Source organism: Ferrimonas balearica DSM 9799 (assembly GCF_000148645.1).
Taxonomy (GTDB): Bacteria; Pseudomonadota; Gammaproteobacteria; order Enterobacterales; family Shewanellaceae; genus Ferrimonas; species Ferrimonas balearica.
Genome location: NC_014541.1, coordinates 2926467 through 2938930 on the forward strand (window position 1 = coordinate 2926467; position 12464 = coordinate 2938930).

General features: G+C 58.1%; 7 protein-coding genes. 4 read left to right on the forward strand and 3 right to left on the reverse strand.

Annotation, left to right across the window (positions count from 1 at the left end):
- Positions 1–7: 7 nt before the first annotated feature.
- Positions 8–1105 (reverse strand): chorismate synthase, encoded by a 1098-nt coding sequence (aroC, locus tag FBAL_RS13480; RefSeq protein WP_013346129.1) that lies wholly within the window; start codon positions 1103–1105, stop codon positions 8–10.
- 20 nt (positions 1106–1125) lie between these two features.
- Complete coding sequence (prmB, locus tag FBAL_RS13485; protein WP_013346130.1) at positions 1126–2061, reverse strand: 50S ribosomal protein L3 N(5)-glutamine methyltransferase; 936 nt, start codon at positions 2059–2061, stop codon at positions 1126–1128.
- 91 nt (positions 2062–2152) lie between these two features.
- Here prmB and smrB point away from each other — a divergent pair, with 91 nt between their 5' ends.
- A complete protein-coding gene (smrB, locus tag FBAL_RS13490) occupies positions 2153–2686 on the forward strand; it encodes an endonuclease SmrB (protein ID WP_013346131.1) in 534 nt (177 codons plus the stop codon).
- Here the strand turns inward: smrB and sixA are convergent.
- On the reverse strand, positions 2669–3145 hold the full coding sequence (sixA, locus tag FBAL_RS13495; RefSeq protein WP_013346132.1) for a phosphohistidine phosphatase SixA: 477 nt from the start codon (positions 3143–3145) through the stop codon (positions 2669–2671). The two genes, smrB and sixA, sit on opposite strands and share 18 nt — an antisense overlap.
- Positions 3146–3339: 194 nt before the next feature.
- On the opposite strand from sixA, the gene FBAL_RS13500 reads away from it, so the two are divergent.
- From FBAL_RS13500 to FBAL_RS13510, 3 genes are all read left to right on the forward strand, one after another.
- Complete coding sequence (locus tag FBAL_RS13500) at positions 3340–6126, forward strand: insulinase family protein (protein ID WP_013346133.1); 2787 nt, start codon at positions 3340–3342, stop codon at positions 6124–6126.
- Positions 6127–6313: 187 nt separating this feature from the next.
- Positions 6314–10651, forward strand: coding sequence for an EAL domain-containing protein (locus FBAL_RS13505; RefSeq protein WP_013346134.1), 4338 nt, complete (start codon positions 6314–6316; stop codon positions 10649–10651).
- Positions 10652–10788: 137 nt separating this feature from the next.
- The gene (locus tag FBAL_RS13510; protein WP_148226756.1) at positions 10789–12270 is read left to right on the forward strand and encodes a hypothetical protein; all 1482 of its coding nucleotides are present in this window, start codon (positions 10789–10791) and stop codon (positions 12268–12270) included.
- Positions 12271–12464: the final 194 nt, after the last annotated feature.

The window sequence follows — 12464 nt, forward strand, 5'->3', positions numbered from 1 at the left end:
GCAGTGTTCAATCTCGCATGGACAACACAGGGGTCGTGACAGATACGTCCAGATTCTGGGCGCGGTGACGCAACAGGTGATCCATCAGAACAATGGCCACCATCGCTTCCACAATGGGCACGGCACGGATGCCAACACAGGGATCGTGTCGACCTCGGGTCACCATCTCCACCGGATTGCCATCCACATCAATGCTGTGGCCGGGCACCATAATGGAGGAGGTGGGTTTGAGGGCAATCTCCGCCACCAACGGCTGGCCGGAGCTGATGCCCCCCAGTACGCCACCGGAGTGGTTGCTGGCAAAGCCGTCGGGGTACATCTCGTCACGATGCTCTGAACCCTTCTGGGTCACCACATCAAAACCGTCACCCACCGCCACGGCTTTCACCGCGTTGATGCCCATCAGGGCATGGGCCAGGTCGGCATCCAGGCGATCAAACACCGGCTCACCCAGCCCCACCGGAACGGAGGTGGCTTCCACCCGCACCTTGGCGCCGATGGAGTCGCCCTCCTTTTTCAGTGCCCGCATGTACTCATCAAGTGCCTCCAGCTGGCTGGGGTCGGGGAAAAAGAAGGGGTTGGTTTCCACCACGGACCAATCGAACTGCTGCGCCGCAATCGGGCCCAGCTGACTGACACAGGCGCGGATCTCAATGCCGTGCTGTTCGGCCAGGTACTTCTTGGCGATGGCACCGGCCGCCACCCGCATCGCGGTTTCCCGCGCGGAGCTGCGACCGCCGCCGCGATAGTCGCGGTTGCCGTATTTGTGGTGGTAAGGGTAATCGGCGTGGCCCGGCCGAAACAGCGGGGCGATCTCCGAATAATCCTTGCTGCGCTGGTCGGTGTTCTCAATCAGCAGGCCAATCGGGGTACCGGTGGTCTTGCCTTCAAACACGCCGGACAGGATTTTCACCTGGTCCGGTTCACGCCGTGCGGTGGTAAAGCGCGAACTGCCCGGGCGACGGCGATCCAGGTCGCCCTGCAGGTCGGCTTCGGAGATGGCCAGCCCCGGAGGGCAGCCATCAACAATGGCCCCAAGCGCGGGGCCATGACTTTCACCAAAGGTGGTGACGGTAAAGAGTTTTCCGATGCTGTTGCCGGCCATGGCGACGCACTCCTAATTCTTTAATCGCGGTAGATGGCGAACAGGTCCTGGGCTTCCAGCAGTTGTTCCCGGGTCAGCAGGAACACACCGTCACCGCCACGCTCGAACTCCAGCCAGGTAAAGGGCACTTCCGGGTACTGCTCGGCCAGGGCCACCATGGAGTTACCCACCTCCACGATCAGGATGCCATCGTCGGTCAGGTGGTCGGCGGCACGGGCCAGGATGCGCTTGGTCAGGTCCAGACCGTCGCGGCCAGAGGCCAGGCCCAGTTCCGGCTCGTGGTGGAACTCTTCCGGCAGGTCGCCCATGTCTTCAGCGTCCACGTAGGGCGGGTTGGAGACGATCAGGTCGTACTTCTGCCCTTCCAGCGCGGTAAAGCCGTCAGACTGGATCGGGAACACCCGCTCCAGCATGCCGTGCTGCTCGATGTTGATCTGGGCCACTTCCAGTGCGTCGTCACTGATGTCGACCGCATCCACCTCAGCGTTCTCAAACGCATAGGCACAGGCAATCGCAATGCAGGCGGAGCCGGTGCACAGGTCGAGGATACGATTCACCGGCTTGTTGTAGAGCCAGGGTTTGAAGTCGTTTTCGATCAGTTCGGCAAACGGGCTGCGCGGCACCAGTACGCGCTCATCCACGTAGAACTCCAGGCCAGCGAAGTAGGCGGTGTTGGTCAGGTAGGGAACCGGCACACGCTCACGCACACGGCGGATCACCAATTCGACGATGCGATGCTTTTCGGTGCTGGTCAGGCGGGCGCCACGCACCTGGTTGCCAATCTCCAGCGGCAGGTGAAGGGTGTGCATCACCAACGCAACGGCTTCATCCCAGGGGTTGTCCGTGCCGTGGCCGTAGTAGATCCCAGCGGCGTTAAAACGGCTTACGCACCAGCGCAGCATGTCGTCGATGGTGTGAAGCTCGGTGATGGCTTCATCGAGAAAGATCTTTTCCACAGGGGGGTCCTTAGAGCTGACGAATGGCGGCCATTGTACCCAATGGCGCTGTAGGTTCCTATCTCAAGGCGCCTTGGCATAAAATGGCGTTATGAAGAAAAAGAATACTCTGGCTCCCGACGAACTCGAACTGTTCCGGGATACCGTTGATGGCATCCGCCCCCTGAACCACGACACCGTGGTGCACCGCCGTGCCCAGTCCAGCCGCCAGGCGGTGCAACAGCAGCAACAGCGTCGCGAAGCCGACCACTACTTTTCCGACAGCTACCAGCCTGCCCTGCCTACGGAGGGGCCGATGCGCTATGTCCGTGACGGGGTATCCAGCTACGAAGTGAAGCGGCTGCGCCGGGGTGACTACGTGCCCGACCTGCTGCTGGACCTGCACGGCTACACCCAGGCTGAGGCACGACACGAGATCATCGCCCTCATCAACGCCTGTAAGAAACAGCACATCAGCTGCGCCAGCGTCATGCACGGGCTTGGCAGTGGCGTGCTAAAGCGCCAGGTGCCAGCCTGGTTGACCCAGCACCCGGATGTGATGGCCTTTCACCAGGCTCCACTGGAGTGGGGCGGCGACGGCGCTCTGCTGATATTGGTGGATATCGGTTTAACCGACGAGGGCTAAATCTGACGGCCCCTGCAGGCTGATGAGGGTGGGCGTGGGCTTCAGTTCAATCTGCGCCAGTGCCGAGGTGGCGAACAGCGGGGGAGCTTCAGCGGGAACAAACTCACTGACCAGGTAGCCCAACAACGGCATATGGGCGATCACCAGGCCGGTCTCGGCACCCTGAACGTCCATATATGCCAACAGCAGGTCGTGGGCGGTCTGGGGGCAGGCTTCCGGCACCAGTTCGTTCAGGGTGTGGATCTTCTGAGCCTTGGGCAACAACACTTCACAGGCCTGCCAGCTTTGCTGGGCCCGCAGATAGGGGCTGACAAACACCTGGTCCAGTTGAGCAATCCGGCTGGCCAGGTGGGCGGCCATCTGTTGAGTCTGGGTAACGCCTAATGGTGTCAATGGCCGCTGTCGATCGGTGCTGGCATCGAAGCTGGCCTCACCATGGCGCATCAAAAACAGTTTCATGAATGCGTTCAAAGTGACATCTCAGTCCCTATCTTATCCCGCCGCTTTCTCAGGAAAAAAGCCCTGATTGACTAGTCTTTAGTCGTTAGTGATCGAGGTAACATTGCACCCGTCGGCGACAACGCGCAAACTGGATCTTCTTTCCGAAGGCAGCAGGAGCCAGCCGACCCCGGCGGGTGTTCCAGGATAAGGATATGACCGACAAGCTAATAATCAGTCCCAACGACCCCCGGCACTACCGCTTAGTGGTGCTGGAAAATGGCTTGCGTGTCACCCTGGTGCACGACCCCGAAGCCAGTAAAGGGGCTGCCGCCATGGCGGTGCGTGCCGGCCATTTTGATGACCCTGCCGACCGCGAAGGCATGGCGCACTTCCTTGAGCATATGCTGTTTTTGGGAACACGCGACTATCCCAAAGCGGGGGAGTACCAGCAGTTCATCAGCGAACATGGTGGCAACCATAACGCCTGGACCGGCCCGGAGTTCACCAGCTACTACTTCGATGTGGAGCCCGCAGCCCTGGAATCGGCGCTGCACCGCTTCAGCCAGTTCTTCACGGCCCCGCTGTTTGATGCGGCCCTGGTCGAGAAAGAGCGCCAGTCGGTGGATTCCGAGTACCGCATGAAGCTGCAGGACGACATGCGCCGCTTCTACCAGGTGCACAAGGAAACGGTGAATCCGGCCCACCCCTTCTCCAAGTTCTCCGTCGGCAACCAGCAGACTCTGGCGGACCGCCCGGACCGTCCTGTACGGGAAGAGCTACTGGCGTTCCATCGCCAGCACTACTCCGCCAACCTGATGACCCTGGTGGTGGTCAGCCCGCTGTCCCTGGATCAGGCCGAAGCCATGGTTCAGGCTCATTTCTGTGCCATCGCCAACCTGAAGCTGACCAAATCCCTGCCGGACGTGCCGCTGTACCGCGACGAGGACCGCAACATCGAGATACGGATGCTGCCGAACAAGCGACAGCGCCAGATGACCCTGACCTTCCCGCTGCCCGCGCTCGACCCCTGGTACCGGCATAAGCCACTGACCTACCTCTCCTACCTGCTCGGCTATGAAGGGCCCGGAAGCCTGCTGTCGGTGCTGAAGTATGAAGGCCTGGTCAGCCAGCTCAGTGCCGGAGGCGGCATCAATGGCTACAACTTCAAGGATTACAACGTCAGCTATCAGCTGACCGAAAAAGGACTGGCTGCCCCGGACCGCATCCTGGCCATGACCTTCCAGTATCTGCAGATGATCCGGGAAGGCGGCGTAGAGGATTGGCGCTATCAGGAGCGGCAGCAACTGCTCGAGCGCGCCTTCCGGTTTCAGGAGCCCAGCAAACCTCTGGACCTGGCCAGCCACCTCGCCATCAACATGCACCATTACGACGATGAAGACGTGGCGTATGGCGATTACCGCATGGATGGCCTGGACCACGATACCGTCAACTACATTCTCGCCAGCTTCACCCCGGATGGGGTCCGCCTGACCCTGATCGCGCCGGACCTCGACACCGACCAGCGCGCCAAGTGGTATGACACCCCATACGCCTGCCTGCCCATCAGCCAGGCGCGCCGGGCTGGCTGGCTCAGCGGCGAGCGCCACCCCAAACTGGCACTGCCAGACCCCAACCCCTATCTGGTTGGGCTGCTGGAACCCCGTGAGGAAGCCAGTCCCGGCCCCCATCCGGTGCTGCTGCCGGAGCTGTCACGGCTGTCACTCTGGTTCAAGAAAGACCAGGACTTCCATGTCCCCAAGGCACACCTTTTCCTGGCACTGGACAGTGAGAGCAGTCACCATGATGCCCGCACCGCTGCCCTCACCCGGCTCTATATCGCCATGCTGATGGACTCGCTGGCAGAGCCCACCTATCAGGCGGAAGTGGCCGGACTCAGTTACAACATCTATCCCCATCAGGGCGGTCTGACCCTGCATCTCAGCGGCTTTACCGGTGGCCAGGAGAAGCTGCTTGATCTGTTGCTGCGCAAAGCCCGCCAACGGGACTTCGCGCCCCAGCGCTTTAACGAGTTGAAAGCCCAGTTGCTGCGCAACTGGAATGGCATCCGCACCGCGCGGCCCATCTCCCGTCTGTTCAATGCCCTGACCGCCACCCTGCAACGCCGCAGTCATGAACCCCTGAATATGGCCGCCGCACTGGAGAACTGCTCCCTCGAGCAGCTGCATCACCACATCGATACCCTGTACCAGAGCGTGCACGTGGAGGGATTGATCTACGGGGACTGGCTGCAGGCTGAAGCGGAAGGGTTGAGCCAGCGCCTGAATCACACCCTGTCCCAGGTGTCCAAGCCGGGCCCGGAGGTGCAGCGCCAGCTGATCAGCATCCAGGGCCGCGGCACCATCCTGCGCGAGATCAGCCATGACCATCAGGACAGCGCCATCATCGTTTACTACCAGTCGCGGCAAAGCGATCTGGATAAGATGGCCCTGTTCTGCCTGCTCAACCACAGTATGACCAGCAGCTTCTTTAACGAGCTGCGCACCAAGCAACAGCTGGGTTATATGGTGGGCACCAGCTATGTACCGATGAACCGCTGTCCGGGCATCATATTCTATGTCCAGAGTCCGGTGGCCGGCCCGTTGCAGCTGATGGAGTCCATCGACCAGTTTATTGCCGACTACAGCTACGCCCTGATGCAGATCTCCGCCAGCCAGTGGCAAGCCACCAAAGACGCGCTCTGCAACCAGATCCTGGAGCAGGACAATAACCTCAAGTCCAAGGCCCAGCGCCTGTGGGTCAGCATCGGCAACAAGGACACCGACTTTGACCATCGCGAAAAGATCGCCGAGGCGATTCAGAAGCTGGAGCGGGCTGACCTTATCCGCTACATCATGCAGCAGATGCGGCGCAGCAATCCGGATCGCCTGGTGCTCTACTCCATCGGAGGCTCCCACAGCGAACACGAGCCCCTCTCCGGCGAACGCCAGATCACCGACCTGAGCTACTTTAAGGGCCAGGCCGACCTGATTGATTTCTAGGGAGAATCTACAGCGGCCCCGGATTTTGGTCGCTGTAGATAGGATCCGCCTTCGTGGCTCAAAATGCGGTTGCTTAAAGCATCAGCAATGAATCGTCCTCAGGTGTTGGCGTCACTGCCTCTCAGTGCTATCGTTACCCTCTGATAACAATAATTAATTTGCTTTAAAGGACTCAACGGGACGCCTGATGAAGCCATGGATTGCGCTGCTTCTTCTCTGTATCTGCCTTACAGCGGGCGCCTCTGAGCGACAGCTCACCCCTACCTACAACCTCAGTTACTACGGGCTGGAGCACAACCTCTCCGAAAGCTCCGTCACCAGCATTGTGCAGGACCCGACGGGCTTTATCTGGGCTGGCACCATCAACGGCCTCAATCGCCTTGATGGAGACCGGTTTCGACAGTACAACTCTGCCAATGTAGACAGTCATGGGTTGGCCAATTCCACCATCCGTGACCTGCAGATCGATGAGCAGGGTCACATGTGGGTGCTTACCCGACAAAACATCTACCGCTACCACTTTGCCGCCGATCGCTTTGAAGTCCTTGAACTGCCCTCAGACTCGAGTTACTGGAGTTTACGGGTTCGCCGGGACACCTTATTTATCGGTACCGAGTCCAGCATTATTGAATACAACGTCCGGACCCGAACCTACAAAGAGTATCGGTTGCTGCTTGGCAGCAATAATGGGATACGGCACGTCGAAATAACGGGTGAGCACACCTTGTTGGTCTCCGAGTTCAAAGGCCAAACTTACGAACTCGATATCCAGTCCGGTCAGTTTTCAGAAGTTGAAGTTCCGGGCCAGCTTAACGCCATCATCGACTATAACGGCGTGAATTACGCCGCTACCGATGTCGGCCTTTTCAAAATCGGCGCCGATCATGTCAGCCAACAGCAATGGTTTACCGGAAACGTTATCCACATTGCCAAAAACCGTTCTGAGAATACGCTGTACTTTATCAGTGACAAATCTCTCTACACGCTGAAAGAGTCAGAGAGCGGCGAGGTACAGGTAAACAAAGCGTTTGATTTCGACGCTACGGCACAATCCCTCTATATCGATACTGACGATAACCTCTGGGTAGGACTGGTGGGATTGGGATTAGCCAAAGTCAACTCGCCGGAGTCGGCACTGACCCATTACCAGAACATTTGTGACGCCCCTGGCTGCAATCAAATCTGGAGTCTGGAAACCCACAACAACAAAGTGTGGCTGGCCAATGAAACGAACCAGTTAGTGGCGTTTTCAGCGGATCTCTCCATTGCCCAACAGCTCGACATCGGCATCAATGGTGCCAAGTCCCTGCACCGCCATCTGGACAAGCTTTATGTCACTGGCGAGAACGGGTTAAGCATTGTCGATGCGTCCGATAGCGCGACTCACCTCGAGTACCGCAACACCATCTTCACCTCCATGGCCTCTGCCGGTTCTGAGCTTTATATCGGCACCTTTTCAAAAGGGATTTTGCGCCTCGAGCCTGACCTGTCACTCGACGATGAGCGTCTGTCCCCCCAGCTGACATCTACGGTGTTAACGCTCACCATCGATGGCGACCGTATGCTCATCGGCAGCCAGCGCGGGGTTCATATCTACCAGTTCGAGCCCGACTTAAATCTGTGGGTTCAGCGGGCGAACCTTCTCAAGGACAAAATCATTACCGCCATCGACGTGTTGAGTCATGGTTTGCTGGTGGGTACGGTCGGTGAAGGCTTCTTCCTTATCGATGAGAACAACAAACCCTCGAAGGTGCGTTTTAACCTGCCGAAAGAGAAAGAGATGCTGGTATACAGCATGTCCAGCAACGGCAACTCGGCCTTCGCTTCCACCAGTTCGGGCATTGTTGAGATCGACAAAACCTCGCTCAACGTCGTCAACTTCTACGACGAGGCGTACGGTGCCCAGGCTGAGTTTAACGGAATGTCCTCGCTCTCCACCGAACAGTTTGTCTTCTTTGGCGGCACCGAGGGCTTTAATCGCCTGGAACTGGCTAAACGCCAGATTGATAAGTCCATCAGCCCCCCAAAGTTCACCTCCTTCCGGGTCTTTAATCAGGAGGTTCAGGTTGGCGATAAGCTGAAGCAAAACATCGTTGCGGCAGAACAGGTCAAACTGAAATACAGCGATTACCCCTTCTCCTTCTACTTCACCAGCCTGGAGAGTAACCTGTCGGGGCTGATCACTTATGACTACCGACTGGAAGGATTGAGCGAGAACTGGATCCCGACCGACATCAACCAGCGATTCGCCACCTTCACCAACATTCCCCACGGCGAGTACACCCTCGAGGTCAGAGCCTCGATCCCCTTTATCGACGGCTCCGCACAGACCTCCTCGCTAAACGTCATCATCACGCCCCCCTGGTGGCTGTCCCGCTACGCCAAACTCGCTTATGGTGCGGCCATCCTGGCACTGGTTCTGGTGGTTTACCGGGAGTTCCTGCGTCGTCAGCGGGTTCAGGCGCGCATCGCCCAAAGCGAAGAGCGGTTGAAGTTGTCGCTATGGGGCAGCGGCGATGAGATGTGGGACTGGGATATGGAGGCGGGCCGGATCTACCGCTCCAATATCTGGGGGATTCTTGAGTTTCCCAGGGATGGCAAACGCAGCAGCGGGGCTGAGAGCAATATCCACCCGGACGACGTCGAGCGCGTCAACCAGTTGCTCTCACGCCACTTCAGTGGAGACAGCGACCACTTCGAAGCCACTTACCGGGTAAAGAGCAAACTCGGCGACTGGGTCTGGATCCTTGACCGAGCCAAGATTGTGGAGCGCGACGACCAGGACCGTCCCACCCGGATGACCGGGACCATCAAGGACATCAGCAGCATTAAAGAGGCCGAGGAGCGCCTCAACCTGTTTGCCCGGGCTCTGCGCAACATCTCCGAAGGGATGTTCATTCTCGATGACGACATGCGTTATCTGGAGGTCAACGAAGCCTGCCTTGAGATCACCGGATTCGAGAAGGAGCATTTCGTCAACGAGACACTCAAGTTCGATCGCTATCCGCAGGCCTATACCGATGACATCATCCGCATCGTGCAGCAGCAGGGGCGCTGGAATGGCGAGTTGGAACTCAGCCGCTCCAACGGTCGCCTGATTCAGATTGAACTGACACTCGACCAGATTAAGGAAAGTGGCACCCACAACCACTTCTACGTTGGGGTATTCAGTGACATTACCCACCGCAAACAAGCGGAGTCGGAGCTGCGCCGACTGACCAACAACGACATCCTCACCGGCCTGCCCAACCGCAGTTATCTGCAGATCTCTCTGGACAGCCTGGTGCGTCGTCAGGTGCCGCTGTGCCTGCTGATTTTTGACCTGGACAACTTTAAGAAAGTGAACGACTCACTGGGCCACGGCGCCGGTGATGCCCTGCTTTGCCACGTCGCCAACCGGGTGCGCAACCACCTGCCGGAACAGGCCTCCCTCTACCGTCTTGGTGGCGACGAGTTTGCCGTGATCTTCGACGGCGATCAGGCGATCAACTACAGCACCAAACTGGCCCAGGAGATCCTGGCGGCCTTTAGTCAGCCCTTCCAGCTGGAGCAAGGTGAAGTGGTGGTGAACTCCAGTATCGGCATCGTCACCTTCCCGGACGACGATGTCGACCGTCAGGCTCTGTTGCGTAAAGCCGACCTGGCGATGTACCACGCCAAGGGCCAGGGCGGTCAGTGCTACCAGTTCTTTAACGAATCCCTGAACCAGGCCGCCATGGAGCGCCTCGATACCGAAAACCTGATCCGTCAGGCGCTCAAAGACAACCACTTTGAGGTGTATTACCAACCCAAAGTCGACCTGCCCACCAAGCAGATCAAAGGGATGGAAGCCCTGGTTCGTCTTAACCACCCCACCCGGGGCCTGATCAGCCCGGGCGAATTCATTCCGTTGGCCGAAGAGACCGGGCTGATCGTGGAGATCGGCGAACACGTCCTGAAGCAAGCCTGTTTTGCCGCCGAGAAGTGGCGCCAGATGGGCCTGCTGAAAGGGCGGGTTGCGGTCAACCTGTCGTCCCAGCAGTTTATCCTGCCGGACCTGTGTGAGCGCATTGAGCGCATCCTCAAGCTGACCCGGCTGCCTGCAGACTGGCTGGAGCTGGAGATCACCGAAGGCACCGTGATTCAGCAGCCCGAGCAAGCCATCGCCACCATGCGTACCCTCAACCAACTGGGTATCCACCTGGCGCTGGACGATTTCGGCACCGGCTACTCCTCGCTCTCGTACCTTAAGCGTTTCCCCATCAACACCCTGAAGATCGACAAGTCCTTTGTTGACGATATCGCCATTACGGCAAAAGACCGAATGATGGCAGCCTCCATTATTACCATTGCGCGCAATATGGAATTGTCAGTCGTGGCAGAGGGGGTTGAGGAGAAAGCGCAGCTTAGTGTGCTTGAAGAGTTACGCTGCGATATGGTCCAGGGATATCTGTTCAGCCGTCCTATTCCAGAAATGGAATTCGAGTCCCTGATGTTCTCTCAATCCAAAAGACCCATTTATTTGAGTCAAGAATCCGTCACTTAAACTGGCACAGGGCTTGCTAATCTAAAAACAATTCAAATTGGATTTGTTTTTTTGACTAGGAGCCCGTCATGTTTGCTAAAACCACTGTTTCCGCTTTTGTAGCCTCTATCCTCTTTTCTGCCCAAGCTGCTGCAGGCGTGCCATGGATCGCAAAAGAAAGTCATGACCTCAAAAATATCCCCTGGACTTCAGAGCAGGTAATTAAGCGCGAAACCGACCGAGGCTCCGACAAAACAAAACAGGCAACCGTTCCCTGGATTAAGCAGGTTGAAGAATTTGCGACAGTTCCCTGGATCAAACAAGTCGAAGAGCTGGCCACCGTACCGTGGATTAAGCAGACCGAAGAATTAGCTACCGTACCGTGGATTAAGCAGACCGAGGAATTGGCCACCGTACCGTGGATTAAGCAGACCGAGGAATTGGCCACCGTACCGTGGATTAAACAGACCGAAGAACTGGCCACCGTACCGTGGATTAAACAGACCGAAGAACTGGCCACCGTACCGTGGATTAAGCAGACCGAACTGGCCACCGTGCCGTGGATTAAGCAGACCGAGCTGGCCACCGTGCCGTGGATTAAGCAGACCGAGCTGGCCACCGTACCGTGGATCAAACAGACCGAGCTGGCCACCGTACCGTGGATCAAGCAGACCGAGCTGGCCACCGTACCGTGGATCAAGCAGACCGAGCTGGCCACCGTGCCGTGGATTAAGCAGACCGAACTGGCCACCGTGCCGTGGATTAAGCAGACCGAAGAGCTGGCCACCGTGCCGTGGATTAAGCAGACCGAGCTGGCCACCGTACCGTGGATTAAGCAGACCGAGCTGGCCACCGTGCCGTGGATTAAGCAGACCGAACTGGCCACCGTGCCGTGGATCAAGCAGACCGAACTGGCCACCGTACCGTGGATCAAGCAGACCGAACTGGCCACCGTGCCGTGGATCAAGCAGACCGAACTGGCCACTGTACCGTGGATCAAGCAGACCGAGCTGGCCACCGTGCCGTGGATTAAGCAGACCGAACTGGCCACCGTACCGTGGATCAAGCAGACCGAGCTGGCCACCGTGCCGTGGATTAAGCAGACCGAGCTGGCCACCGTACCGTGGATTAAGCAGACCGAACTGGCCACCGTACCGTGGATTAAGCAGACCGAACTGGCCACCGTGCCGTGGATCAAGCAGACCGAGCTGGCCACCGTACCGTGGATTAAGCAGACCGAACTGGCCACCGTACCGTGGATTAAGCAGACCGAACTGGCCACCGTGCCGTGGATCAAGCAGACCGAGCTGGCCACCGTGCCGTGGATTAAGCAGACCGAACTGGCCACCGTGCCGTGGATTAAGCAGACCGAGCTGGCCACCGTACCGTGGATTAAGCAGACCGAGCTGGCCACCGTACCGTGGATTAAGCAGACCGAACTGGCCACCGTACCGTGGATCAAGCAGACCGAACTGGCCACCGTGCCGTGGATTAAGCAGACCGAACTGGCCACCGTGCCGTGGATTAAGCAGACCGAACTGGCCACCGTACCGTGGATTAAGCAAAGCCAGCAAAAGCCTCAGCCCAAGCCTGAGAGCACCCGCAACATTCCCTGGCTGAAGCCTTCTTCCGTAGCCTAACGACCAGACATCAGAGAGGTAGAAACGATGACTATGCTGACCAAAATCAAACAAGCTCTGGGTCTTTGTCCTCGCCGCAAGAAAGTGGCACTGCCAAGCGGCCTGCAGAACCTGGAAGTGATCACCGCAGAACGTTGGTGGCACTAAGAGAGAACACCAAACCGGTGAGAGTGGGCTCCTGATGAATTGAGGAG

Coding starts and splice junctions, on each gene's coding strand:
- FBAL_RS13505 (WP_013346134.1), top strand. CDS start 6,314: ATGAAGCCATGGATTGCGCTGCTTCTTCTCTGTATCTGCCTTACAGCG.
- smrB (WP_013346131.1), top strand. CDS start 2,153: ATGAAGAAAAAGAATACTCTGGCTCCCGACGAACTCGAACTGTTCCGG.
- sixA (WP_013346132.1), bottom strand. CDS start 3,145: ATGAAACTGTTTTTGATGCGCCATGGTGAGGCCAGCTTCGATGCCAGC.
- aroC (WP_013346129.1), bottom strand. CDS start 1,105: ATGGCCGGCAACAGCATCGGAAAACTCTTTACCGTCACCACCTTTGGT.
- FBAL_RS13500 (WP_013346133.1), top strand. CDS start 3,340: ATGACCGACAAGCTAATAATCAGTCCCAACGACCCCCGGCACTACCGC.